The organism is Ensifer sp. ENS09, assembly GCF_014852425.1.
In the GTDB taxonomy this organism is placed as follows: domain Bacteria; phylum Pseudomonadota; class Alphaproteobacteria; order Rhizobiales; family Rhizobiaceae; genus Ensifer.
The window spans coordinates 380789-404809 of record NZ_JACVBP010000003.1 but is presented as its reverse complement, the minus strand read 5'-3'; the positions used below and the strand labels follow the sequence as shown (position 1 = coordinate 404809).

24 protein-coding genes and 2 pseudogenes are annotated in these 24021 nt (G+C 58.1%); 17 read left to right on the top strand and 9 right to left on the bottom strand.

Annotated features, from left to right (window positions below; genetic code table 11):
• Positions 1–1005: 1005 nt before the first annotated feature.
• Genes IB267_RS16905 through IB267_RS16895 form a run of 3 tightly spaced genes read right to left on the bottom strand, consistent with a single transcriptional unit; the run spans position 1006 to position 3781 of the window.
• On the bottom strand, positions 1006–2073 hold the full coding sequence (locus tag IB267_RS16905; protein ID WP_192448643.1) for a hypothetical protein: 1068 nt from the start codon (positions 2071–2073) through the stop codon (positions 1006–1008).
• Between the two features lie 22 nt (positions 2074–2095).
• Positions 2096–2605: a GIY-YIG nuclease family protein gene (locus tag IB267_RS16900; protein WP_192448642.1), complete on the bottom strand. Its 510-nt coding sequence runs from the start codon at positions 2603–2605 to the stop codon at positions 2096–2098.
• Positions 2606–2632: 27 nt separating this feature from the next.
• A complete protein-coding gene (locus tag IB267_RS16895; RefSeq protein WP_192448641.1) occupies positions 2633–3781 on the bottom strand; it encodes an RHE_PE00001 family protein in 1149 nt (382 codons plus the stop codon).
• A gap of 186 nt (positions 3782–3967) precedes the next feature.
• Here IB267_RS16895 and IB267_RS16890 point away from each other — a divergent pair, with 186 nt between their 5' ends.
• The 3 genes from IB267_RS16890 to IB267_RS16880 are packed head-to-tail and all read left to right on the top strand — an operon-like array spanning position 3968 to position 5819.
• A complete protein-coding gene (locus IB267_RS16890; protein WP_192448640.1) occupies positions 3968–4225 on the top strand; it encodes a type II toxin-antitoxin system VapB family antitoxin in 258 nt (85 codons plus the stop codon).
• A complete protein-coding gene (locus IB267_RS16885) occupies positions 4222–4626 on the top strand; it encodes a type II toxin-antitoxin system VapC family toxin (RefSeq protein WP_192448639.1) in 405 nt (134 codons plus the stop codon). Before IB267_RS16890 ends, IB267_RS16885 begins: the two co-directional genes overlap by 4 nt.
• Complete coding sequence (locus tag IB267_RS16880; protein WP_192448638.1) at positions 4599–5819, top strand: site-specific integrase; 1221 nt, start codon at positions 4599–4601, stop codon at positions 5817–5819. Before IB267_RS16885 ends, IB267_RS16880 begins: the two co-directional genes overlap by 28 nt.
• Here IB267_RS16880 and serA read toward each other — a convergent pair.
• The 4 genes and pseudogenes from serA to repA form a co-directional block, all read right to left on the bottom strand.
• Positions 5813–7051, bottom strand: a complete 1239-nt coding sequence (serA, locus tag IB267_RS16875; protein WP_192448637.1) for a phosphoglycerate dehydrogenase — start codon at positions 7049–7051, stop codon at positions 5813–5815. The genes IB267_RS16880 and serA overlap by 7 nt on opposite strands.
• Before the next feature lie 280 nt (positions 7052–7331).
• A pseudogene (locus IB267_RS16870) lies at positions 7332–8013 on the bottom strand (GSU2403 family nucleotidyltransferase fold protein); the annotation flags it as partial.
• 709 nt (positions 8014–8722) lie between these two features.
• The gene (gene repB, locus IB267_RS16865; RefSeq protein WP_192448636.1) at positions 8723–9703 is read right to left on the bottom strand and encodes a plasmid partitioning protein RepB; all 981 of its coding nucleotides are present in this window, start codon (positions 9701–9703) and stop codon (positions 8723–8725) included.
• A 49-nt stretch (positions 9704–9752) separates the two neighbouring features.
• A complete protein-coding gene (repA, locus tag IB267_RS16860) occupies positions 9753–10976 on the bottom strand; it encodes a plasmid partitioning protein RepA (protein WP_192449249.1) in 1224 nt (407 codons plus the stop codon).
• 379 nt (positions 10977–11355) lie between these two features.
• On the opposite strand from repA, the gene traI reads away from it, so the two are divergent.
• From traI to IB267_RS16795, 13 genes are all read left to right on the top strand, one after another.
• The gene (gene traI / locus IB267_RS16855) at positions 11356–11970 is read left to right on the top strand and encodes an acyl-homoserine-lactone synthase TraI (RefSeq protein ID WP_192448635.1); all 615 of its coding nucleotides are present in this window, start codon (positions 11356–11358) and stop codon (positions 11968–11970) included.
• A 23-nt stretch (positions 11971–11993) separates the two neighbouring features.
• A complete protein-coding gene (gene trbB, locus IB267_RS16850) occupies positions 11994–12971 on the top strand; it encodes a P-type conjugative transfer ATPase TrbB (protein WP_192448634.1) in 978 nt (325 codons plus the stop codon).
• Positions 12961–13332: a TrbC/VirB2 family protein gene (locus IB267_RS16845; protein WP_192448633.1), complete on the top strand. Its 372-nt coding sequence runs from the start codon at positions 12961–12963 to the stop codon at positions 13330–13332. The genes trbB and IB267_RS16845 overlap by 11 nt, the downstream gene beginning before the upstream one ends.
• Positions 13325–13624, top strand: a complete 300-nt coding sequence (locus tag IB267_RS16840; protein ID WP_192448632.1) for a conjugal transfer protein TrbD — start codon at positions 13325–13327, stop codon at positions 13622–13624. The genes IB267_RS16845 and IB267_RS16840 overlap by 8 nt, the downstream gene beginning before the upstream one ends.
• Positions 13625–13632: 8 nt before the next feature.
• The gene (locus tag IB267_RS16835) at positions 13633–16086 is read left to right on the top strand and encodes a conjugal transfer protein TrbE (protein ID WP_192448631.1); all 2454 of its coding nucleotides are present in this window, start codon (positions 13633–13635) and stop codon (positions 16084–16086) included.
• Positions 16058–16861 carry a P-type conjugative transfer protein TrbJ gene (trbJ, locus tag IB267_RS16830; RefSeq protein ID WP_192448630.1) on the top strand — a complete coding sequence of 268 codons (804 nt, stop codon included), beginning with the start codon at positions 16058–16060 and terminating at the stop codon, positions 16859–16861. The genes IB267_RS16835 and trbJ overlap by 29 nt, the downstream gene beginning before the upstream one ends.
• Entirely contained in the window at positions 16855–17055 is a 201-nt protein-coding gene (trbK, locus tag IB267_RS16825; RefSeq protein ID WP_371742553.1) for an entry exclusion protein TrbK, read from the top strand. The genes trbJ and trbK overlap by 7 nt, the downstream gene beginning before the upstream one ends.
• Positions 17049–18230, top strand: a complete 1182-nt coding sequence (trbL, locus tag IB267_RS16820; RefSeq protein ID WP_192448628.1) for a P-type conjugative transfer protein TrbL — start codon at positions 17049–17051, stop codon at positions 18228–18230. Before trbK ends, trbL begins: the two co-directional genes overlap by 7 nt.
• Positions 18231–18245: 15 nt before the next feature.
• Positions 18246–18908, top strand: coding sequence for a conjugal transfer protein TrbF (locus tag IB267_RS16815; protein ID WP_192448627.1), 663 nt, complete (start codon positions 18246–18248; stop codon positions 18906–18908).
• A gap of 16 nt (positions 18909–18924) precedes the next feature.
• Positions 18925–19737: a P-type conjugative transfer protein TrbG gene (trbG, locus tag IB267_RS16810; protein ID WP_192448626.1), complete on the top strand. Its 813-nt coding sequence runs from the start codon at positions 18925–18927 to the stop codon at positions 19735–19737.
• Between the two features lie 2 nt (positions 19738–19739).
• Complete coding sequence (gene trbH / locus IB267_RS16805) at positions 19740–20177, top strand: conjugal transfer protein TrbH (protein WP_192448625.1); 438 nt, start codon at positions 19740–19742, stop codon at positions 20175–20177.
• A 10-nt stretch (positions 20178–20187) separates the two neighbouring features.
• On the top strand, positions 20188–21471 hold the full coding sequence (trbI, locus tag IB267_RS16800) for an IncP-type conjugal transfer protein TrbI (RefSeq protein WP_192448624.1): 1284 nt from the start codon (positions 20188–20190) through the stop codon (positions 21469–21471).
• A 263-nt stretch (positions 21472–21734) separates the two neighbouring features.
• The gene (locus IB267_RS16795; RefSeq protein WP_192449248.1) at positions 21735–22445 is read left to right on the top strand and encodes an autoinducer binding domain-containing protein; all 711 of its coding nucleotides are present in this window, start codon (positions 21735–21737) and stop codon (positions 22443–22445) included.
• Between the two features lie 15 nt (positions 22446–22460).
• Here IB267_RS16795 and IB267_RS16790 read toward each other — a convergent pair.
• Positions 22461–22778, bottom strand: a pseudogene (locus tag IB267_RS16790) (transcriptional repressor TraM); the annotation flags it as partial.
• Between the two features lie 174 nt (positions 22779–22952).
• Between IB267_RS16790 and IB267_RS16785 the strand changes: the two are divergent.
• The gene (locus IB267_RS16785) at positions 22953–23162 is read left to right on the top strand and encodes a helix-turn-helix domain-containing protein (RefSeq protein WP_060529727.1); all 210 of its coding nucleotides are present in this window, start codon (positions 22953–22955) and stop codon (positions 23160–23162) included.
• Positions 23163–23416: 254 nt separating this feature from the next.
• On the opposite strand, the gene IB267_RS16780 is transcribed toward IB267_RS16785, so the two are convergent.
• The gene (locus IB267_RS16780) at positions 23417–24019 is read right to left on the bottom strand and encodes a TraH family protein (protein WP_192448622.1); all 603 of its coding nucleotides are present in this window, start codon (positions 24017–24019) and stop codon (positions 23417–23419) included.
• Positions 24020–24021 lie beyond the last annotated feature (2 nt).

Genomic DNA, 24021 nt, shown 5'->3' with positions numbered 1-24021 from the left:
CGTCGGTTCGTCCAACGAGGTGGCGCGCCAACGGGAGTCGCGCCGGCCTCAGCAGGTCCCGACAACGCAAGCGTGATCGGTTTCCGCTGGAGGACCTGCCCAGCATGGGAGATCTGGAACGGGATCCAATTCTATGGACGCAGCCAGGCAATGCATGAAATCGACGTTGCAATCGTGCCTCAGAGCGTAGGCGTGGAACTTCGTCTGTCAGGTGGAAGTCCGGTTGGCCGGCCTCGTGTGGCAATCGAATGCAAGGACGTAGGGACGGATGGTAGCCTTGATGAGATGCGCACACTGGTCGCACGCCTGTACGATGTGACCTTACTTCATGCTCACCATCACCACCTGCCTTACCCATTTGCCCAAGCGATCCACCCAGGAGCGGCAACAAACTCCAAAGACAGGGCCGTCATTACCTATTGGCAAGAAAACAGGAGAACCAAGAATATTTTGGCCAGGCGGACAGGTTTCGTCGCCGGCACAATACCGCTTGCGAGTTATCATCATATCGAATCCCACGCCAACATTACAGTCGGGAGCCCGGCTGTGGCTGAGCTGGTTGAATCCGTGGTCCAATGGGGGCGTCGCAACGCCCGATGATCAAAGCCCAACCCCTTAAGCGGTCGTCATTGCCAACGACCGCCCATGGTCACTTCGTCAGCATGTCGCAAGCAATGTCCACGCATCCGGAGAACACTGCTTCCTCTTCCGGCCATTTGGAACGTGAGATCCTGCATAAATCCGTTTTGCGGCGTCTCCCAGCGCCTGCCGAAGCTGATCAACGCTTTCGCACATCTCGCAAACCTGAGAGGGCTCCTCAAGGTCGTCCACACCCACGCAGCTCCAACCTTTATGGGGGACGGTGGCCTCGGACCATTTCCCACGCTGAGTATGCAAATCACCTGCCATTGCTTCCTCTTAGATCCGCCTGGCGAACCGCTTTGGCCAACGAGGCTGGTCATTCGCCCACCTGCCAACGACGCGGTGAATGCCGGCCAAGTATACTTAATCGTCCCCCTTCTCCTGCGTCCTCCCGAACTCGGGATTGGGCTGGAGGACAAACTGCCACAAAGGAAGTGTCTCGCTTTTGAAACCTTGCGGGATATGAAGCGTGAACATTTCCGGATCGTGCCGTACATCAAGAGCAATCACGCCAGACTCATCGACAGTCAATTCACGATATGCACTGCTTACCATCTGACTGAGCCAACCGATCGTCTCGAACCCTTGCTCGGGATGAACTTCTTCGGGTTCGAACACAAATTGAAGCGCGATAACTTTCTCTCCGTCGAACAGAGGGATCTGCTCACCACAGGGCCACCGACCATATCTCATGAGGTAAAAGGCGATCTCCCGAGCTTCGTCGCCAATAACTTCGGTATGCCCACACTCGAACCTTATCGACTTGATGGTGAAGACCACTTCGGAGTTCGCATCGGGCTTCATCGCCAGCTCAGGTGTCGTACGAAACTCAACAGACAGTCTCGGGAGTGTCGCGATAGTCCGATCGCCCAAAGTCGCCATTTCGTTGACCGCCATCGCCCTCGCAAAGGATATCGAAAAGTGCTTGCCGTCCCTTTTGAAGGCAGCCTTCGACAGTAGGACCCAGTTGTTCAGGTTCGAGAAGTAGATCGCGATTTTCAACGGAAGTCCGTTGAGCTCAGCATATTGCCCAAGCCCTTCCAATGTCTTGGCAGGGATCGTGAACTCCTTGTCGAATGATTTGAGATAAAAGTTCTTAACTTCAACCAGAAGCGCTGTGCCGTCTGCCAGAACGATTCTGTAGTCTGGCGCGATGATATTTCCTCCCGCCGTGAAAATGTCGCCGGCATCCTCCCGTTTGATAAATCTGCATTGACCCAAGGCACCTGCGACATGGGCGAATAGCGCCTCTGCTCGCTTTCCGTGCAGCAGGAGGGGATTCGTCTGCGATGCTCGAAGGGAGTCCTTCATGGTGTCGAGGAAGCTCTCGATATCTCCCGCGACATTGAGTTTATAGCCGCGATCCCGGCCGACCGCGGTGTACAATTCGATAGTGTCGAATTTGGCCGGGTTTCGCTTCACACGCTTCATCGTTGCCCCTATCGGCTCCCGCTCATTCATCTGGCCCCGGCCTGTCATAATCGTGCTCGGAAGCGCCGCACTCTAAGCAAAGATCACCTCCAAAATTCTCGCTATACGTCCATCCACATGCCCAACCACAGTTCGGGCAAAACTCATACAGATCTGTGTCTCCCCAGAGCCAAGGACTTGCGAACTCGGGAACAGCGTCACGATCGTATGAGATGATCTCGAAAGCATCTTGGCCTATCGCGATATAAGCCCTGGATGAATATCGCTTCAAACTATCGATGACGTCCTCCGGCGTTAGAAAGAACCATTCTCGCGCATCATGTTTACTTCGGAAAAGGTCATGTAACTGTCTCTCGATCTCGCAGTCCTCCTCGACCGAAGATGTCCTTATCTCTCCCATCAGCGCAATTCTGCGCCTGTTGCCGGTCTGCAAATCCGAAAGGCGGCGCCTGAGCGCCTTCGATCGCCCTATTTTTATATAGAACCTGCCCGACAAACTATTATCGAGCTCGGTTACGAAATAAACCGTCATGGATCCCTCCCCAAGCCGCTCTTCATACTAGATCACTCCCCACGCCCGAAACCTCCCCCTCCCCGTCATCTCCCTGAGGCCAAGCTCCAAAACAATCCGCCGCGCCGCCTGCGGCGTCACCTCGAGCGTCTTAGCCACCATGCCGGCCGACACGAGAGGCTTGGCCATCACGAGCTCGACCAGCTCCGGCAGTTTTGAAGATGTCCGCCTCCCCTCCAGCTTTCGGTCCAGCATCGTCTTGGCCAGCGTCAGCCGGTCGTGCTCTTTCATGCCGATCTCCGCCGCCGCCAACAGCCCTTGGACAATGGCCGACAACCGGGTCTCTCGATCGCGATGCCTACGCCGATCGAGGGGGATGGATTTCAGGCCAAGATTGAAGGCGGTGAGATGCGACGCAGTGGTGATGCCGGCCTGGCGCAGGATCGACGCAGCCAGCAGCCGGCCAAGCCAGGGCGCATGCTGCAGCACAGCGAGTTGGTTCCAGGCGTCGAGGACAATGATCGCCTGCAGCACCGGCGGCAGATCGCCCGTCACGGCGAGCACACCGCGCCATTCCTCGAGACGCTCGTCCTCGTCCCAATCGAGATCGTAGACCAGCGTATCCTTTTCCGCCCGAGCGTTTTCGGCGTGGCCGGTCCGCCTTGCCTCTTCAATGGCAGCGTCCGATCGGGCGAGCACAGCGTCGATGTCAGCCAACTCAGCGTCGAACGGATTGGGATCCTGCTCAGATGTCCCCTCCCCCTCCCCTGCTTCGACAGATGCAGGATCGGCCGTTGCACCGACGCGTCCGACCGTACTGCCGGAAGGGACTGGTGCTCCAGACCCCGTCTGCCGGAGGCTGCGAAGACCGTCGGGACTGAGCGCCCAGCCGGGCGGTTGCGCTGCCATGCGCCTGCGGGTGCGCAGCACGTCGCGGGCAATGGTCAGTTCGTGGGTCGGCGTGCGGATGTCGTGGCCGGCGTCGTGCAGCACCAGGTCTTCGAGGTGGACGAGTTCGCCGTCGATCCAAAGCGAGGCGCAGGCATCGGCAAAATGGGTTCGTTCGAGAAAGCCGTCGCCGGCCGGAGAGCGGGCAATGCGCTCGTCGAGACGGGCGAGCGCGATGCCGGCGTCGGAGATCGGCCGCAGCAGGCTCTGGATGGGCAATTTGGCAAGATCGTAAGGCATTGAAATCATGGTAAATGATTTCCTAAGCGAACTCTATCTCAAAGTTAAAGTTCCTCACTTGGTATGGCCTTTAGAAGTGCTTCTCACTATCGATAGGTACTCAGTATCGATAGTGAGCCATCTCGTCGCAGTTTCTTGCCATCTTCGTGCGCGATGACTATCTTGAAGGCTGAATTTTGATTAGGAAATTGCCCAATGTCCGAGCCGCAGCTTTCCATCCGCAGCGCCAAAGCCAAAGAATTGGCGCACGCGCTGGCCCGTCGGACCGGCATGCCGATGAGCAAACTCGTCGAGCGCGCCCTCGAGCGCTACGACAACGAACTGCGCCAGCAGTCTGCCCGGACGCCAATCGATGTGCTGGCGGATTTGATGGCCGAAGGCCGGCGTGCGGTCCCGGCCGGCACAACCTCCGCGCATGACGATTTCTACGACGAACACGGTTTGCCGCGATGATCGCTGTCGACACGTCGGCCATTTTGGCGATGGCGCTCGGGGAGCCCGAGGCCGAACGATTCACGGCGCTGGTTGGCCGAGAGGCCGTCGCGATCGGCTGGCCGACCCTGCTGGAGTCGCGCATGGTGCTGACCGGCAAAGGATTTCCCAACGCTTCAAAAATCGTCGATCAGCTTTCCCAGTTGCCCAACGTTACGGCGATTGCGTTCGACGAGGCACATTACCGCGAAGCGGAACAAGCGTTCGACCGCTTCGGCAAGGGTCGCCATCCGGCCACGCTCAACATGGGCGACTGCTTTTCCTATGCGGTCGCGAGGATCGCCAAGGCACCCCTTCTCTACAAGGGGCATGATTTCGGAAAGACCGATCTGAAATGCCACCCCGCGTCAACCGGCCTTTGAACGAGCCGCTCTCCACCGCGACGCACAAGCGCGCAGAAGAACTCGACGCGCTCGACGCCATCCTGCCGTTCGATCGCCGAGACCAGCTTGCCGTCCTGTTGACCGACGACGACGTCGCGACACTCAAGCATCTTGCCAATGAAGGCATGGGTCACAACACGCTCAGAGCGCTGGCGTCAGATCTCGGCTATCTCGAGGCCTGGTGCCAGCTGGCCACGGAAAGCCCCCTCCCCTGGCCGGCGCCGGAAAGCCTGCTGCTCAAATTCGTCGCCCATCATCTCTGGGACCCGGTCAAGCGCGCCGAGGAGCCGGACCATGGCATGCCGCTCGACGTAGAAGCCGGCTTGCGCGACCGGCGCTTGCTGCGAGCAAAAGGTCCCCATGCTCCCGACACGGTGCGCCGACGGCTGACGAGCTGGTCGATCCTGACCAAGTGGCGGGGCTTACAAGGTTGCTTTGACGGCCCTTCACTCAAATCCGCGTTGCGGCTTGCTGTGCGCGCGAGTGCGAGACCACGACAGCGCAAAAGCAAGAAGGCTGTCACGGCCGACATTCTGGCCAAGTTACTCGAGGCCTGTGCCGGCGAGCGCCTGGTGGATCTGCGCGACCGGGCTCTGCTTCTGGCGGCGTTTGCCTCTGGCGGGCGGCGGCGATCCGAAGTGGCAGCGCTGCGGGTCGACGATCTCGTCGACGAAGATCCGGTTCGTGCCGATCCGAACGACGCCGCCTCCCCTTCCCTTCCCTGCCTTTCGATCCGCCTCGGCCGCACGAAAACAACGACAAGCGATGAGGACGAACGTGTGATCCTGATCGGACGGCCGGTATCGGCGCTGAAGCGCTGGCTCGCTGAGGCTCAGATCAAGGAAGGGCCGGTGTTCCGGCGTATCGACCAGTGGGGAAATGTCGATCGGCGGACTTTGACCCCGCAGTCCGTCAACCTCATCCTGAAGAGCCGCTGCAAACAGGCCGGGCTCGACCCGGCGCTGTTTTCGGCGCATGGACTGCGATCAGGCTACCTGACCGAGGCGGCTAATCGCGGTATCCCCCTTCCCGAAGCGATGCAGCAGTCGCTGCACAAGTCCGTCACCCAGGCGGCGAGCTATTACAACAACGCCGAACGCAAGAACGGGCGAGCGGCGCGACTGATCGTCTGGGAGGAATCTGGGTCTGACGGCCCTAACGGCGCTCAGTAGACCAATCGCGTTCGTATCGTTCCGGGAATTCCGCGCAGAGCCTGAAGAATCTCGTCGGCATTTGTGGAAATTCCATCGGCCTCGACCACGACATAGCCCGTGTCGCCAAGCGTCTGAAGGAACTCAGCGACGATGTTCAGCCCGCGCGACGAGAAGATTTCGTTGAGCTGAATAAGCATTCCAGGGCGGTTTTCATGCACGTGAATGAAACGCGTGCCGTTCGGGCGCTCGGGCAGCTGTACTTGCGGAAAGTTAACCGCGCCCATCGTTGAGCCGATGTCGGAATACTCGACCAGCTTCCTTGAAACCTCCCCACCGATGCGCTCTTGGGCTTCCTCAGTTGAGCCGCCGATATGCGGCGTCAGGATGACATTGCTCAAGCCTTGCAACGGCGTCTCAAAACGCTCGTTGTTCGATGCCGGCTCCTTGGGGAACACGTCGACCGCGGCACCCGCCAGATGCCCGTCCTTCAGGACTTTCGCAAGCGCGTCGAGATCGACAACGGTGCCACGGGAATTGTTGATGAAGATGGCGCCCTTCTTCATGCGACGCAATTCGGTTTCGGTGATCATATTATGCGTCGACGATGTCTCGGGAACATGCATTGTCACATAGTCAGAGATCTCAAGAAGTTCGCCGAGGGAGGCCATAGACTCCGAATTGCCCCGGCGCAGCCGATCAGAAAGATCGAAGTAGCGCACGACCATGCCCATGCTTTCGGCAAGCGCGCTGAGCTGCGATCCGATATTTCCATAGCCGACAATGCCCAGCGTTTTGCCGCGGACCTCCCGGCTGCCGACAGCGGTTTTCTCCCACCCACCTTGATGCGCGGAAGCCGAGCGCGGAAAAATCTGCCGTGTCAGCATGATAATCTCGCCGATCACAAGCTCGGCCACCGATCGCGTATTTGAATAGGGTGCGTTGAACACCGGAATGCCGCGCCGACGAGCTGCATCCAGATCGACTTGGTTCGTACCGACGGAAAAACAGCCAACGGCGATCAATTTCCTGGCGGATTCGAGAATCTCGTCTGTCAGCTGCGTGCGGGAACGAATGCCAATGATATGCGCCTCGGCGATGTGGCGCTTAAGATCCTTGTCGTCGAGCGCCTTCGGCAAATGAATGAGGTTGGTGTAGCCGGACGACGAAAAGTAGTCCACGGCGGTCTGGCTAATACCTTCCAGTAGAAGCACGGAAATTCGGTCACGTGGGAGAGAAAGTTGGCGGTTCATATATGTTGCTCCGATTTCCGGAAGACAGATGTGGCTTGGTTGGCCATGAAGATTTAAGCGGCTGGACAGGCTAATATCAACACACTGATACCGCGAACAAATCTCAAGATACCGCGGTTTTTCCATGCTTTTAAGCCAAAGGTTGGCAAGAATGGATGGCCTAGGCTTCCGGCCCTCCCAACCGACCGGAAAACCCGACCAACGAATGGTCGATCCCGCGGATACCGGCTCCCCCTGCGCGGGGCGTATTGGTTATCATGCGGTCCCCTTTTCTGCGGTCCTAGAACGGCATGGCTAGGCCTTCGCCGATCTCCACTGCTCTGAGACCGTCCCTAAGTCGGCCCCGCTCATCTTCGGTGAGCATTCCCGCACCGATGCGGATGCCGCTCTGCCACTGAGCGCCGCGATCCCACGCTTCGTTGTATACAAGTGCGAGGTCGGCTGCCCTTCGCGTTTGCTGGAGAGCCTCGAAGAGTAGTGCTGCCTGTCGAACATCCTTATCCCGCTTGATTGCGCTCGGTCCGTCGTTGTGTCAGCGCGAAGCCACGACAAGTTTATGGACAGCGTATCGCTCAGGTGCAGGGACTGTTACGGGGACCCCCGGACTTGTGAAGCAAGATCGTTCGAACAGGGTCCGTTATCGAGAAATAAAGGAACCGAAGTGGATACGCGCTGGCCCTACCGGGGTCTCGCATCTTCGCCGGTTGATAGGTGTAGTCGCCGCTACCTCTGTTTGAGGTCAGGAACTCCAAGCGATAGCCAGAACTGCTGACGAACGCAGAAGAGGCCGCCGCCGCTGCTCGATGCGGGCCCGGGCGGAAGCTTGGATCAATGGTCTGAAGCAGGTCCACGATCGGAGGTAGGCTATCTTCAACTTCATGGCTGACTGCGGAGTCCTGTGTAATGTCCGCATCACCTGTAAGGACCGCTGCCATGGGCAAACGCACGCCAAGGATCCCGGCAAGTGATCAAACCACTAAGGTGAGCATCAACGGCGTGTCGTAAAGTTGCCGGCCGGCAATATTTGTATTTATTGTCGTATTTTCAAACGCTTAAAATGCCAGCGCGGCGACAAAACGTTCTTACGCGTTCCATGCGAAAGCGCTTTTCACGGTGGTGCGAGCAGCTAAGCGGAGCGCGCTCAGGCGCCCGTTGGCCTCCAGCCGGAAGGAGTTGCCGGTCGGCAAGATCGGCAGAAGTCCCCGTCCTTTCAATGCTTTGCTTGCGCACAATAGCGAACGATACCTTGAAACACCCAGTCTTGGAGCGTTGAACTTCGGTTACGAGCCAAGCCCGACGATAGAAAGCTTTACGGTTTGGTACCTAAACGTGTCTCTGTCCCAGACCATAGCCGCTGAATGTTGGTGATGATGGTCTGCATTACATCGTCTTTCACATTGGCCGATTTCGCCGATGGAGCAGTTGTACGCAGTCGGCCCGCAACCTTGGCTTACCAACATGCCGAGCGATACCGACCGCCGCCCGAAGGGCGCCGTTACATTTCCACCTTGCATCTTCTTTCACCTACATTCAGGCAAAAGACGTCCGCTCACCCGTTCCGGTGCCAAAGACTCTTGACTGCGATTCGTGGAAAAGCGATTCTCAGGCTGCTAAACGATGAGAGAGGCTTCCACGATGGCTACCGTCTGGGGGCCTTTTTCTTTTGCCCGTTCAGTCTTGCTTCCCATCATTCACTGCCAGGAATTCGGCATAGAGCCGATCCAGGTTTGCAGCGAGATATTGCCCGAACCGGCCGGCATTCTTCGACTTCATCGATAGATCGAATGCCTTGCCGGAGTTCGAATATTGAGCCGAGACCGCCTTGTCGCTCGTCTGCCAGCTTTCCTTGGATTTCGGCAGCCCCTTGCGAACCGGTTGACCCGTCGTATTCAGAGCCTTGAAGAGGGCATTGAACCGATCGTCGCTTTCAAGCGATGCGAAACTAGGGTCGGCGACGATTTCGTTCACCTTGTCCGCATTCGATGCCTTGCCGACCAGCAAGGACAGTTCGAGCCAGCGATCTCTCCCCGTCGCGGGTGCCGTACCGATTTGCTCGATGACGGAAAGTGGCACGCGCTCAGTGACGTTCATCATCTTGGAGATCGCGGTCTTGTCCGCAGCAAGGGCCGACGCGATCACACCGCGGTCGTATCCCAAAGTTTCCAGCCGTGAGGCAAAGCTCGCCCGTTCGATGAAGGAAAGGTTTGCTCGGGCCGAGTTCTCTTGCCCCTGGGCGATGACGTGCGCCCGGTCATCAATCGCTTTGACGACTGCCCGAACCTTGCGGCCAAGTTCACGTGCAACGCGCGCACGACGATGGCCAAAGACGATCTGATAGCGGCCGGATACGGACGGGTGAGGGCGCACGAGGATCGGTGTGTCCTGGCCGCGTTCGGCGATTGCCGCTTTCAATTCTTCGAACTGCTCCCGATCATCCGTCAGGCGATCGGCGACGAAGGAACCGTCGATCGTCGAGGGATCGAGGTCGACGACCGCTTCGCCCTCGAGAAACTTGTCGGCCTGCTTGGAAAGTTCGTCAAGCGAACGCACCATGCTCTTCGACGCGCCGCGCATCGGATAGGCCGGAGCAACATCCGCCTGCGGGGTCTCCGCTTCGTCCACCAGTCCCGCCAGTAGGTTTTTTCTCGCCATCTGCCTGCTCCATTTCCCCTAAATCGACTGCGCGCCACGACTTTTTTGGTCAGCCGGCGACTTTCCGTCCCCAGGACGCATGCACGAGTTCAGCAATTTCGGCATTGACCGCATTCAAGGAATCGATCGCGCGCTCATAGGTCGAACGCGTCATCTGGCTCTTGTCGACCTCATAAAGTGTCTGCTTGGTGATCCCGGCATCCGAGATCGCTGTCGATTTCAGCATCTGGTTCTTCAAAACGAACTGATGAAACAGCGTCTGCATGAAGCCGACCATCTGAGCCTGTGGCCCGTCAGTCGGCTCATAGCGCGTGACAACGTAGCGATACCACTCGAGATTGACTGCGGCGCCGGCCTCCCTAATCGGCCTCAGAATGCCGCCGAGCATCAGCAGGAACTGGCCCATCGACATGACATCGAGCATCTGTGGGTGGATCGTGACGAGTACGCTGGTTGCAGCAGTAAGTGCCGTGATCGTTAGATAGCCGAGTTGCGGAGGGCAATCGATGATAACCACGTCATAGCGACCTTCGACCTCTGCAAGTGCGCGCGAGATGCGCGTGAAAAACGTCTTGCCATCGTTCGAACTCTTGTTCGTCATGGCAAGCGGCGTGTCGTACTCGAACTCCTGCAGTTCGAGGTTTGCCGGCACGATATCGAGGCCCGGGAAGTTGGTCGGCAGGATAATGTCCGAGATCGGGCGACGCTCACCATCATAGCGGATCGCATCGTAAAGCGAGGGCGTCAGGTCGAGTTCGGGCTGGAAGCCATGAAGCGATGACAGCGAAGCCTGCGGATCGAGGTCGATGGCTAGAACCCGATGCCCCGTCAGCGCCATATATTGGGCCAGGTGCGCCGCCGTCGTGGTCTTGCCGGAGCCGCCCTTGAAATTGACGACCGCAATGACTTGGAGCTTCTCACCAGTGCGTCGATGAGGCACGTAGTTGCGTGCCTCCGAACGACCGTGCTGATCAAGATACTGCCGCAGCTCTTGAATCTGTTCGCCACTGTAGGAGCGCCTGCCTGAAGCTGACGTCTGCGGGACGGGGCCTTTGCCGTCGAGATGCAGCTTCTTCAATGTGCTCTGCGAGACGCCAAGGAAATCAGCAACCTCAAACAGGGAAAACTGGCGCAGCAGTTTCTTTGCATTCGGAGGGAACTGCTGCATGCTCAGAAGGTGCAGCTTCTTCGAAATCAAATCCCCCTGTTCGAGGATCATGTCCTCGAAGTGCATGGGTCGCGCGGGTCCCAAAGATGGCGAATTAGCGTTCATTGCAGTGCAGCTTTCAAATAACGGTTTTTCAATCAGAAACCCGATCAAACCGATATTAGGTGCCATTCACGGCCGCTGACAAGGAATATAAAGTTAACGAAAGGTTAACGCGACGCTGCCTGAGTTGAATCGACCAAATCAGATTACCCAATAATTTCCCCTGGTTGGCAATCAATCCGGTTCATCGAGTTCGCCATAAGTTTTACTGTGATTTCTGGATGGCCTGCCCTATGAGCGGGCCTCCGGAAGCAAGTTTCCGTAGAACGCTGGGGCCCTCTGGGTACGATCCAGTCCCTAATAAGCATGTAGAATCCTACAACTGCACCCGAACGCCGATCTGTGCTGCTCTCCCGTCGAACAAATATGGACGGAGAGTTTCATGCAGATTCTCGCAATTTCGAAGCCGCGCAACGTCGAGGAGATCAGACTTCTCCACAAACATCATCAACTGCGAGCTCGTATCTTTTCTGATCGGCTCGGATGGGAAGTGGATGTTATCGGCGACCACGAATCGGATTGCTTCGACGCACTTGAGCCAACGTACATCCTAGCCGTCTCCGACGATGGACAATTGGTGGGGTGTGCCCGCCTTCTACCAGCGCTGGGCCCAACCATGCTGGCCAAGATTTTCCCTTCACTCCTTCCAAGCGGGGGGCTCCGCGCTCATATCGGAATGATCGAGAGTTCGCGCTTTTGCGTGGACACCTCTATCGAGGAGGGACGGGGAGGGGGCTCAGTACACGAAGCCACGCTCACCATGTTCGCCGGAATAGTCGAATGGAGCGTCGCCCACCGTTTCACCGAAATCGTCACCGTCACGGATCTCCGGTTCGAACGGATCCTCGCCCGCGTCGGATGGCCTCTCCAGCGCCTGGGTGAGCCCAAGGAGATTGGCGCGACGATGGCCGTCGCGGGCATCCTCCCTGCCAACCGGGACACCTTGCTAAACCTCCACCACGCCAACTACCGGTCCAATATTATCCACCCCTTTTGACCAAGCAGCTTAGGGAGAAGCCAATGATCCAGCCTCGATCCCATCCTCGACTTGTCCGCAAACTTCAGGAAGCCCTTGGTGATCAGCTCTGCGTCGCCCTCGACGACGTGAATGTCGTCGAGATCATGCTCAATCCGGACGGAAAGCTCTTCATTGAGCGCGTCGGGTATGGCGTAACCCCCGCAGGAGAGATGTCGCCAGCGGCCGCAGAAATGGTAATCGGCACGGTGGCGCATGCGCTCCAGTCCGAGGTCGATGCGCAACAGCCGATCATCTCTGGTGAGCTCCCGATCGGCGGCCACCGTTTCGAGGGACTATTGCCCCCCGTCGTCGTCAAACCAGCTTTCACCATACGGCGCCGGGGATCACATCTCATCTCGCTCGATGAGTATGTTCGGGCCAGCATCATGACGCAAGATCAGGCGGCGACAATCCGTACCGCAGTCTCGGCGAGGCTGAACATCATCATCTCGGGGGGAACCGGTTCGGGCAAGACGACACTTGCGAACGCTGTCATCGACGAAATTGTCAGATCCGCGCCGGAAGATCGCCTCGTTATTCTCGAGGACACGGCCGAAATCCAATGCACGGCCAAGAACGCTGTGGTCTTGCGCACGAGCGATACCATCGATATGGCGCGGCTTCTCAGGAGCACCATGCGTTTGCGTCCGGATCGGATCGTCGTCGGCGAGGTCCGCGATGGAGCTGCACTGACGCTACTCAAAGCATGGAACACCGGTCATCCGGGTGGCGTTGCAACGATCCATGCGAACACTGCCACCTCTGCTCTGCGCCGTCTTGCGCAACTGACCGCGGAGGCGAGCCAACAGCCGATGCAGGAGGTAATCGGTGAGGCGATCGACCTGGTTGTTTCGATCGAGCGGACCTCGCGTGGGCGCCGAGTACGAGACGTCATCCACGTCAAGCAGTTTGACGATGGCCAGTACCAGATCGAATCCGATCAGTTCACTGAAGAACAGGAGGCCCGTCATGTCGCCTAAGCATGCTCTGATCGCCATGACGCTCATTGCGGCGCCCAGCTTTTTTACATCGACCGCACCGGCGCTGGCCGGTTCGGGCGGCAGCCTCCCCTGGGAGGGGCCGCTTGAGCAAATCCAAGAATCGATCACCGGCCCGGTGGCCGGATACATAGCGCTTGCCGCCGTCGCAATCGCGGGCGGGATGCTGATCTTCGGCGGCGAACTCAACGACTTTGCCCGGCGGTTGGTGTACGTCGTCCTCGTAGCGGGCATTCTTCTCGGCGCGACACAAATCGTGGGCCTCTTCGGTGCAACCGGTGCTTCGATCGGCCTGGCGGACGCGCAAATCACAAAAACTCCGTCGGGCCGCCCTGATGGTTGAGCGTGTGTCCCGACTGCAGCGTAACCGCATCCATCGCGCCCTCTCGCGGCCGAGCCTGCTGATGGGCGCAGACCGCGAACTGGTGTTGATCACGGGACTTGCCGCCGTAATCCTCATCTTCGTCGTTCTAACCGCGTACTCAGCACTCTTCGGCATCGCCGTCTGGATCGGGATCGTCGGTATTCTTAGAGTGATGGCGAAATCCGACCCGCTGATGCGGCAGGTCTATCTGCGGCACATCTCCTACAATCCCCACTACAGGGCAACGAGTTCGCCGTGGCGGCGGTACTGAGGACAACCATGGTCGCTCTCAAACAATTCCGGGCCACCGGCCCGTCTTTCGCTGATCTCGTCCCGTATGCCGGCCTGGTCGACAACGGCGTTCTGCTCCTGAAAGATGGGAGCCTGATGGCGGGTTGGTACTTCGCTGGGCCAGATTCCGAAAGCGCCACTGACCTCGAGAGAAACGAACTTTCGCGTCAGATCAACGCAATCCTGTCACGGCTTGGCAACGGTTGGATGATCCAGGTCGAGGCCATTCGGGTTCCCACAGTCGATTACCCCTCGGAAGATCGTTGCCACTTTCCCGATCCTGTAACGCGCGCGATCGATGCCGAACGCCGAGCCCATTTTGCGCGCGAGCACGGGCACTTTGAGAGCAAGCATGTTCTGATCCTCACCCACCGACCGCCTGAGTCCAAGAAAACTGCCTTGAGTAAATACATCTACTCGGATGAGAACAGTCGGAAGAAGACTTACGCAGATACAGTCCTCGCCATATTCCGGAATAGCGTGCGCGAGATCGAACAGTATTTTGCGAACACCCTTTCGATCCAGCGAATGGAGACACGCGAAGTCTCCGAGAGGGGAGGGGAGCGCATCGCGCGATACGACGAGCTCCTTCAATTCGTCCGGTTCTGTATAACAGGTGAAAACCAGCCGATCCGACTCCCCGACGTCCCCATGTACTTGGACTGGCTCGCAACGGCGCAGCTTCAGCATGGGCTTACGCCGAACGTCGAGAACCGGTTTCTCGGTGTCGTGGCTATCGACGGCTTTCCTGCTGAGAGCTGGCCAGGGATCCTGAACAGCCTTGATCTGATGCCGCTCACCTATCGCTGGTCCTCGCGTTTCATCTTCCTTGACGCGGAAGAGGCGCGGCAGAAACTCGAGCGCACGCGCAAGAAGTGGCAGCAGAAGGTTCGGCCGTTCTTCGACCAGTTGTTTAAGACGCAAAGCCGGGCCCTCGATCAAGACGCGATGACCATGGTCGCCGAGACCGAAGATGCAATCGCTCAGGCGTCGTCACAGTTAGTCGCTTACGGATACTACACGCCGGTCGTCATCCTGTTTGATGATGACCGAGAGCGGCTGCAGGAGAAGGCCGAGGCGATCCGCCGGTTGGTGCAAGCCGAAGGGTTCGGTGCACGGATCGAAACGCTCAACGCGACAGACGCCTTTCTCGGCAGCCTTCCAGGTAACTGGTACTGCAACGTCCGAGAACCCCTGATCAACACCAGCAACCTCGCGGATCTGGTTCCGCTCAACTCGATCTGGTCGGGCAGTCCGATGGCCCCTTGTCCCTTCTTTCCCGCCAATTCTCCGCCACTGATGCAAGTCGCCACCGGTTCGACGCCTTTTCGATTCAACCTGCATGTCGATGATGTGGGGCATACGCTGATCTTCGGCCCGACGGGCTCTGGGAAATCGACGCTGTTGGCGCTGATCGCCGCGCAATTCAGGCGGTACGAATTCGCCCAGATCTTCGCTTTCGACAAAGGCAATTCACTACTGCCGCTAACGCTGGCAACCGGCGGGGAGCACTACGAAATCGGCGGCGATCATGAAGAAGGGAGGGCGCTTGCGTTCTGCCCACTATTCGACCTTTCGACCGATGGCGATCGGGCCTGGGCCAGCGAGTGGATCGAAATGCTCGTTGCGCTGCAAGGCATGACGATCACGCCTGATCATCGAAACGCCATTTCCCGCCAGATCGGTCTGATGGCCAACGCGACCGGCCGGTCTCTTTCGGATTTCGTCAGCGGCGTGCAGATGCGCGAAATTAAGGACGCACTCCACCACTACACCGTCGATGGTCCCATGGGTCAGATTCTCGACGCTGAGCAGGACGGTCTCACCTTCGGCACTTTCCAGACCTTCGAAATCGAACACCTCATGAACCTGGGCGAACGCAATCTCGTGCCCGTCCTTACCTATCTGTTCCGCCTAATCGAGAAGCGGCTAGACGGCTCCCCAAGCCTGATCGTGCTGGACGAAGCCTGGCTGATGCTGGGCCACCCAGTATTCCGCAACAAGATCCGCGAATGGCTGAAAGTCCTCCGCAAAGCCAACTGCGCGGTCGTGCTCGCGACCCAGTCAATCTCGGATGCCGAGCGCTCGGGCATTATCGACGTGCTGAAAGAATCCTGCCTGACCAAGATCTGCCTTCCGAACGGAGCGGCCCGCGAACCGGGGACGCGCGAATTCTACGAGCGGATCGGATTTAATGAACGGCAGATCGAGATCGTCTCTACGGCCATCCCCAAGCGTGAATATTACGTCGTCACGCCCGAAGGCCGCCGGCTCTTCGATATGGCGCTGGGTCCGATTGCACTGAGTTTCGTCGGGGCGTCCGGCAAAGAGGATCTCAAGCGCATCCGCGAACTCAAGTCCGCACACGGTCAGAACTGGCCAAGCCATTGGTTGACAACAAGAGGAGTTCCCGATGCCGCGTCGATGCTCAACATCGAGTAAGGTGCTTTCAGCCGTGGCTGCTATCACAACTGTCGTCGGATCGCCGCAAACCGCGCGCTCCGGATCAGCGACGGGCGTTGCCACCGAATGGACGCAACTCGCCAACAATGCCCAACTCGTCGATCTCCTTAAGAGCAGTGGCTTGCAGGTCGAGAACCAGTTGACCCAGATCAGCCAGTTGGCCGAGCAGATCCAGAACCAGCTGAAGATCTACGACAACATGCTTCAGAACACGTCGCGATTGCCGAACCAGATCTGGGGAGAGGTGGAACGGGATCTGAATCAATTGCGCGGAATTGTCGACAGGGGGCAAAGCATCGCCTTTTCGATGGGCAACGCCGACGACGTCTTGCAACAGCGCTTCAAGAGCTACGCAGACTTAAAGACGAACCTGCCTAACGGTGAGAGCTTCTCGTCAACCTACCAGTCCTGGTCAAACACAAACCGCGACACCATCGCGGGCACCTTGAGCGCAGCAAGCCTCACCGCCGATCAGTTCGATACGGAGGAGGGCACCATGGATGAGCTCCGATCGATGTCGCAATCTGCCGACGGACAGATGAAGGCGCTGCAAGTCGGGCATCAGATCGCTGCACAGCAGGTCAGCCAGATGCAGAAGCTGCGCGGTCTCGTGTCGCAGCAGACGGCGATGATGGGCACGTGGCTGCAATCCGAGCAAACAAATAAGGATCTGGCCCAAGGACGCAGGGAGAGGTTCTTCAACGCTCCAGTGAGCGACATCCCGGAAGGACAAAAGATGGAACCCCGGTGGTGAACCGCACATTGGCAATCGTGAGCTTGATTGCTGCGGTCGTCGCCGCATCAACCGTGACCGCCGTTTTCCTATCGCGTTCCCCAAATCGACCCGCCGTATCGCAAGAGCAAAGGGAAGCACGCGAGAAATTTTTCGGCTCAAACAAAGAAATGTACCCGATACAGAAGGGACAGGAGATGAGGCCTAGATGGTGACACGTTCGTTTGACCGGGCGCTCGCTGCCGCGGTTTTGATTGTCCTCCTGGCGGCCATACCCGCCTTCGCTCAAGCTGGCCAGGTACTGACGGAGCTTGAAAACCAGGTCGTGGCCGCAGCCAGAGGATGGGAAAGCACCGTCTTGGATGCGGCGCGATCCCTGTTTTGGCTCCTGGCAGCAATCGAAGTTGGCATATGCGCCGTCTGGCTGGCCCTTCAGGCATCGTCGCTTGACGGTTGGTTCGCTGAACTCGTGCGACGAATAATGTTCATCGGCTTCTTCGCCTTCGTCCTGGACCAGGGCCCCACCTTCGCCAGAATAGTCGTCGACAGCCTCTTTCAGATTGGAGCCCGCGGCGGCTCTGCGTCTCCCGCAGAGGTGTTCGATGCAGGTATTCGGGTCGCCTCACAGATGTCGCAACAGGCGAAATTCGGCGTATTCGAGGATAACGTTCTGGCGGTCGCTGCCGTTCTCGCCATGGCAGTGGTGGTCGTGTGCTTTTCTCTCGTCGCCGCGATTTTCGTCTCAGTCATGGTCGAGATGTATGTGGGCCTGCTTGCAGGGATGATTATGCTCGGGCTTGGCGGCTCTTCATTCACGAAGGACTTCGCTGTTCGATACCTTGTCTATGCCTTCGGCGTCGGCATGAAGCTTATGGCCCTCGTCATGATCGCGAGAATAGGATCGAGCGTGTTGCTCGGATTGGCCCAGGCGCCGACCGCAACGTCCGACCAATTCATCACAACTCTCGCAATCGCGGGCATTTCCGTCATCGTTTTCATGATCGCCATGTATGTGCCAAGCATCATCCAAGGCGTGGTGCAGGGCGCCTCCGTTACAGGCGGCATGGAAACTATCCGTCACGGAAGCCAAGCCGCGTCTTTCGCTGCCGGCGCGGCCTCGCTGGTGGCCGGCTCGGTTGGCGCCGGGGCTGCCGCTGCCCAGTCCGCTCGTGCTGCTGGTTCGTCGATCGGCGGTTCAGCGCTTAGCGGGGCTTGGTCAACTCTCAGCTCGGGAGCAAAGGCAACCGGTTCTGCCGCCAAGGAGAAAGCGATCGGATCGCCCGGCGCCTATGCCGGATCACTGCTGGGTCTCGCCAACGCAAAGCTGGACCAGGCTCGCGGTCGTGGCGGCGGCAAGACACCTCTTCCTGAGCGAAACGAAAAATCATAGTCCGGAGGAACGATCATGGAAGCAAACCGCGTCCCCGAAAACCCGTACCTTGCCGCGCGTCAGGAATGGTCCGAGCGCTACGGATCCTATGTCAAAGCCGCTGCCGCCTGGCGGACTGTGGGCATTCTCAGTCTGGTGATGGCCATCATCGGCTTCAGCTATGCGATGTATTTAAGCACCCAGGTCAAACTCGTGCCGTACATTGTCCAAGTAGACAAACTCGGCACGCCGGTCGCCGCGGGTTTCCCTGAACAGATTGAGTATGCCGATGCCCGTGTGGTGCGCGCGATGCTCGGCAACTTCGTGACCAATTTCCGAAGCATCTCGCCGGACGCGGTCGTCCAGAAGCAATATATCGATCGCACCTACGCCCTTGTTCGCACCGCGGACCCGTCCACCCAAAAAATCAACTCCTGGTTCCGCGGTAACTCGCCGTTTGAAAAGGCAAAGACTTCGACCGTCGCAATCGAGGTCAACAATATCGTCGCGCTTTCGAACCAGACGTACCAGATCGACTGGTCCGAATACGAGCGTGACCGCAAGGGCAAAGAAACCGGCACGCGCCGCTTCCGCGGGATCGCGACCGTCGCACTGACCGCGCCGCAGGACGAAGCGATCATCCGCCTCAATCCGATTGGCCTTTACGTCCAGGACTTTGACTGGACGGCGCAGCTCTAAGAGCAGGGACATTCAAATGCAGAAAACAGTTCTGAGCGCGGCCGCGGGCTGCGTGGTTGGGCTCGTCTTCGCCATCACCGCGGAGGCCCAAAACATGAGTAAGAACGAAGCCAAAGGAACGAGCATTTCGGGCAAATGGCGGGGTTCTTCAGGGCTCGTCACAAAGGGACCTGACGGCAAGGTCGTTTTTCTTTTTGGCGAGACCCAGCCTTCTGTCGTCTGCTCTCCTTTGCAAGTCTGCGATATCGAGCTCCAGGGCGGTGAGATCGTTCGTGACGTTCTCGTCGGCGATACCGTGCGCTGGAAGATCGAGCCCGCGACATCGGGGGCGGCTGGGGGGCAGGCAATCCATCTGATCGTCAAGCCATCCGAGCCTGGCCTCGTGACCTCAATGGTCGTCACCACTTCGCGGCGCACCTATCATATCCAGCTCAGATCCCATCCGAGCCAATACATGGCGAGGGTCGGCTTCGAATATCCGGAAGCTACCTCTCATATGCTGGCCGACATCAACTCGCGGCTGGAGACCGGTAGCTTTGCCGGAGCAAGGCCGGAAGCACTGAGCTTCTCCTATTCTGTGAGCGGTAGCGCGGCATGGAAGCCAAAGCGGGTCTATTCCGATGGCATCAAGACCTACATCCAGTTTCCCCGGTCCATAGCCGGTCAGGACGCGCCGGTGCTCTTTGTCTTCAGTGGCGGCCAGAACCGCATTGTCAACTACCGAATGAAGAACGACATGATGATCGTCGACTATGCAGTCGAGAAGGCGGTGCTCGTTTCCGGCGTCGGCTGGCGCCGGCAGAAAATCACCATCCGGAGAGGAGGCTGACGATGCGCAAAGTGCCCATGTTCTTTCTCACGGTGGTGCTGCTTACCGGTTGCCAGACGGGAGATGAAGCGCTCACCGCGAACAATACTCCGACTGCGGTTACCGGGTCGGCCGCCAGTGCGATCGCCGGCGACATGGCGAGCCGGTTTGCCGAACAGATTGGCTCCCCGTCAACCACAACGATCAAGCTCGAGAAAAGCGAAACGGAATACGCAATCGCGCTGGAAGCAGCTTTCAAGGGGTGGGGTTACACCGTTACCCAAGAGCGGAAGCCGATCAAAAAAGAAAAACCGCTCGAACTTGCCTATTCCATCGACGTTTTTGAAGGCCAGATTCTTGCCCGCCTCACGACCCCATCGATCGCCCTTGCCCGCGCTTACACGCAAACCGCAAGCGGCGCGACACCAGCAAGCCCGATCTCAATCATGCGCCACAACTGAGGAAGAGAGAATGGTCCAGTCACTACAGCTTGGCGCATCCAGCAATGATAGCCAGCAGGAAATGCGCCGTCTTAATCGTCTTCCCATCATTATTGCGATCGTGATCACCGTGCTGTTCTTTGGCATCGTGGTCGTCGGTCTTTCATTGCGCGGCCTTTCATTTAGCAGAGGCAACGAGCTCGGCAGCGCGGGGAGTACGCCGGCGACGAGTTTTGGCGATCAACTCAAGCGTGGCGTTTCGGACGGCGTGATCGCCGAGCCCGACAAACAGGAGGCCTTTCAGCCGACACCGGTGACCGTTCCAAGCGAAAGTAACAGGCAACCCACCGTAGAAAATCCTCCGATCGAACAACGACCACAGCGCGAAACTGAGGAGGACTGGAAAACGCGACTGAACCGGGAGCAAGATGAGCAGTACCTCCGGGAGGCGCAGCGTCAGAGAATGGCGCGGCTTCAGGCACGTGCCACCGCCTATGACTCGCCGTTGAAGGTAGATGTCGCAGTCATCTCGGGTATCCCCGCCAATTCTAAAACCTCCGTCACGCGGACCAGCGGTATGACAGGCGGCGAGTCAGATCTCTACGCGGCTGCGCTCAACGCCGGCCTCATGAACCAAAAAGCCGACCAGAACGGACAAACCTCAAAAGAGGACTTCTTCAATCAGGACATTAAAGATCTCGGTTATTTGCCGAAACAGGTGGTCCCGCAGCTATCGCAATATGAATTGAAACGCGGCTCGGTCATTCCGGCCACCTTGATCACCGGCCTGAACTCGGACCTACCGGGCCGGATCACGGCCCAGGTCAGCCAGAATGTCTACGACAGCGCAACCGGCCACCGGTTGCTCATCCCCCAAGGAGCCAAGCTCTTCGGTCGCTATGACTCAAAAGTCTCCTTCGGCCAAGGACGCGTCCTCGTCGTCTGGACCGATCTGATTTTTCCAAATGGATCGACACTACAAATCGGTGGCATGGCGGGTACCGACGCCGAGGGATATGGGGGCTTTAGCGACAAGACCGACCGGCACATCCTGAGGACATTCGGCTCGGCAGCGCTGATTGCCCTGATTGGGACAGGTATCGACATGTCGATACCGGAGAGTTCGACGCGAGCATCACAAGACACCGCGTCCGACGCTGCTAGACGCAACTTCGCAGAAACATTTGGCCGCGCGGCAGAGCAAACGATCTCGAAGAACCTCAACGTTCAACCAACGATTCGCATTCGGCCCGGCTATAAGTTCAATCTGCTCGTCGACCAAGACATCATCTTCCCGTCGGTCTATCGTGGATAACCCCACCAAGGCCCCAACCGTTCATTGGTACCAGCGTCGGTGATGCTTCTTGCCTCTGTCGCTAAACGCGCGATCGCAATTAACGGTAGCGCGACTTGAAAAGTCTCTACTCGATCCTAGGGATATAGAGCACGGATGGAAGAATCACTTGGTATAAAGCTACCAATGTTTGCCACCATGCCGCGGGTGCTCAGGTGACCGAAAGGGCTCGTGAGTACGATCGTAGCGGAAGGAAATTTCGCCGGATCAAGATGACGGGAGAGATGATCGTGAGTGACCACCTTCGCTCGTTCCTCGACAGGCTGGAAGGCGCCTGCGATGAGCAAATGATAAAGAGTGCCCTCAAACGCTTCGCACATATGCATGGATACGAGCGGTTCGCCTATCTCCAAGTTGACGGGTATCAGGTCAAGACGTTCAACTCGTATCCCGGCCTATGGGAACACGACTACCTCAAAAGCGGATACTCCACCCTCGACCCCGTTGTCATCGAATCGAAGCGGATGCGAGAGATGTTCGAGTGGACTGCGGACGACTGGGCAGCGCGTGGGAGATCGGATCTGCGGCGATTTCGCGACGACGCGATCGGTCATGGCATTCGATCCGGCGTCACCATCCGCGTAGAGGGTAGTTATGGATCCGAGATCATGCTGACATTCTCATCGGCCGAAAAGAAGGCGGGCATCTCCGGAGCAATCGATTCCAAAAAAGCGCTCCAACTGCTAATGGCCGTCCACTACCAGCTGAGGGCCGTTGCGGCGAAAGTGACATTCAACCCCAAGAGGGCGCTTTCGCCACGGGAAATGCTCTGCCTCGTATGGGCTTCAAAGGGGAAGAAGGCTGAGGAAACAGCGAAAATTACGGGAATCACGACGCGTACCGTCCAGCACTATCTCGATCAAGCACGTCACAAACTGGATGCGGATTCAGTTCCTCACCTCGTCGCAATTGCCAAGGATCGGCGTCTCGTCTGACTCTTGGCCGTCGTCGTCGTCGTCGTCGATAGCCATATCCGGCAAAAAGCCGAGCGCATCTAAAATCTCCGAGAGCTCCTCTTGCTGGGCCTCGGACTTTTTTTGGCGTGCCAGAAATTCGTCCTGGAGTGTCTGTAGGACTGCACTCGAGATCGACGGATCGTCATTTGCGCGCAGCCACTCTTCGTAGACGGCCTGATCCGCCGCGAGAAGCGCGCGGTGTTCTCGGATGGCGGAAACTGCCAGCCTCTCCAATTCTGATTTACTGATGGAACTGTAACGAGATGCGAGCTCCGCTTCCTTGCCCCCACAGGATCCGGCCTCTTCCTTCATGTTCCCCAGCTCCGTCCTTCCACTCTAGGCACGCCGTGCGACTGTTTGCCAATTACCACTACTCTACTCAGTCGTAACAGTGAGATGATCGTTAGGCGCGTAATAGCACATGCCTTGTCGAATCGGAACTATAGTTCCTGGCACCATAGTACGGATTAGAGTTCCGCTCATGCGATGGATCTCAGGGAGGTCATGGCGGTGAACTTGCGTCGAATACGTCATGGCAAGAAGTTGACGCAGGAAGAACTGGCCCACCGAACCGGCCTGAGCGTCCGGCATATCGGGGATATCGAAAGGGCAAACACATCCGCCACCGTCACGGTGCTCGGGCAGCTCTCCGAGGTATTGGGTGTGGATCCGAGCGAGCTTCTGGCAAAGCCCTAGGGATCTGATGCCGCGCATCGTCGCGGACATTTTACTTTCGTGACCAACACGCGCGCGATCTCAGAAAATTATACGTGCGTTGCACGCCGGCCTGATCATCATCGTCCCCGGTGCTTCACGCCCTGCAGCGGGAACTGTTCCTCGCGGCCCTTGATGAACTCATTCATCGAAACATCTTGGTGAATGAATTCATCGAGATGACGATGGAAGGCAATGAGGCCATCGTGTCGCGCCACGCACTGCCCGAATGAAGGTCAATTTCCGCCGATGCGGGAAAGATCGATGCGTATTCCAGCGCCTGCAACATCCTCGTGAGCTTGTTTATCGGGTGTCGTGCCCGCTCCGTCTTGATCAACGATGGACGGCACTTTTCTTCGCTGCGGCAATTCGAGCCCACCTCCCGGGTCTTTCGCTTGGAAAACGCTGACGCCTTCGAACTCACCAGTCTTCCAGGCATAGACCGCATCCTCGAATATGTGTGGGAAGGCCTCTTCGCTCGTCGGATTGCCGTACCACTTGCTGACAATCCGCAAAACCTTCGCAAACATCGCCGTTCCACTGCGAAGATTTTCACATGGATCAACAAGCTCCGGCTTCAGGTCCCCGGCGTCCTTAACGCCGAGACCCGCCGGAAACTGCGTCAGTCCGACGCGAACCACCGATCGTCCAGCATGCTGGCGGATGATCGCCATTGCCTCGTCGGTCGATGACGGTTGCGGCACCAGGATCAACCGCCCGCCCGATTTGACGGTGACAGTGAGGGGATCGGTGGAACCCGCAGCCGCCACGAACTGCTCGACGATCGCGGGTTTAAGGGAAGGATCGGCGCACTCTTTGATCAGGGCAGCGTCCACCATGA

Coding starts and splice junctions, on each gene's coding strand:
- IB267_RS16905 (WP_192448643.1), bottom strand. CDS start 2,073: ATGAAGCGTGTGAAGCGAAACCCGGCCAAATTCGACACTATCGAATTG.
- IB267_RS16900 (WP_192448642.1), bottom strand. CDS start 2,605: ATGACGGTTTATTTCGTAACCGAGCTCGATAATAGTTTGTCGGGCAGG.
- IB267_RS16895 (WP_192448641.1), bottom strand. CDS start 3,781: ATGATTTCAATGCCTTACGATCTTGCCAAATTGCCCATCCAGAGCCTG.
- IB267_RS16890 (WP_192448640.1), top strand. CDS start 3,968: ATGTCCGAGCCGCAGCTTTCCATCCGCAGCGCCAAAGCCAAAGAATTG.
- IB267_RS16885 (WP_192448639.1), top strand. CDS start 4,222: ATGATCGCTGTCGACACGTCGGCCATTTTGGCGATGGCGCTCGGGGAG.
- IB267_RS16880 (WP_192448638.1), top strand. CDS start 4,599: ATGCCACCCCGCGTCAACCGGCCTTTGAACGAGCCGCTCTCCACCGCG.
- serA (WP_192448637.1), bottom strand. CDS start 7,051: ATGAACCGCCAACTTTCTCTCCCACGTGACCGAATTTCCGTGCTTCTA.
- repB (WP_192448636.1), bottom strand. CDS start 9,703: ATGGCGAGAAAAAACCTACTGGCGGGACTGGTGGACGAAGCGGAGACC.
- repA (WP_192449249.1), bottom strand. CDS start 10,976: ATGAACGCTAATTCGCCATCTTTGGGACCCGCGCGACCCATGCACTTC.
- traI (WP_192448635.1), top strand. CDS start 11,356: ATGCAGATTCTCGCAATTTCGAAGCCGCGCAACGTCGAGGAGATCAGA.
- trbB (WP_192448634.1), top strand. CDS start 11,994: ATGATCCAGCCTCGATCCCATCCTCGACTTGTCCGCAAACTTCAGGAA.
- IB267_RS16845 (WP_192448633.1), top strand. CDS start 12,961: ATGTCGCCTAAGCATGCTCTGATCGCCATGACGCTCATTGCGGCGCCC.
- IB267_RS16840 (WP_192448632.1), top strand. CDS start 13,325: ATGGTTGAGCGTGTGTCCCGACTGCAGCGTAACCGCATCCATCGCGCC.
- IB267_RS16835 (WP_192448631.1), top strand. CDS start 13,633: ATGGTCGCTCTCAAACAATTCCGGGCCACCGGCCCGTCTTTCGCTGAT.
- trbJ (WP_192448630.1), top strand. CDS start 16,058: ATGCCGCGTCGATGCTCAACATCGAGTAAGGTGCTTTCAGCCGTGGCT.
- trbL (WP_192448628.1), top strand. CDS start 17,049: ATGGTGACACGTTCGTTTGACCGGGCGCTCGCTGCCGCGGTTTTGATT.
- IB267_RS16815 (WP_192448627.1), top strand. CDS start 18,246: ATGGAAGCAAACCGCGTCCCCGAAAACCCGTACCTTGCCGCGCGTCAG.
- trbG (WP_192448626.1), top strand. CDS start 18,925: ATGCAGAAAACAGTTCTGAGCGCGGCCGCGGGCTGCGTGGTTGGGCTC.
- trbH (WP_192448625.1), top strand. CDS start 19,740: ATGCGCAAAGTGCCCATGTTCTTTCTCACGGTGGTGCTGCTTACCGGT.
- trbI (WP_192448624.1), top strand. CDS start 20,188: ATGGTCCAGTCACTACAGCTTGGCGCATCCAGCAATGATAGCCAGCAG.
- IB267_RS16795 (WP_192449248.1), top strand. CDS start 21,735: ATGATCGTGAGTGACCACCTTCGCTCGTTCCTCGACAGGCTGGAAGGC.
- IB267_RS16785 (WP_060529727.1), top strand. CDS start 22,953: ATGGATCTCAGGGAGGTCATGGCGGTGAACTTGCGTCGAATACGTCAT.
- IB267_RS16780 (WP_192448622.1), bottom strand. CDS start 24,019: ATGGTGGACGCTGCCCTGATCAAAGAGTGCGCCGATCCTTCCCTTAAA.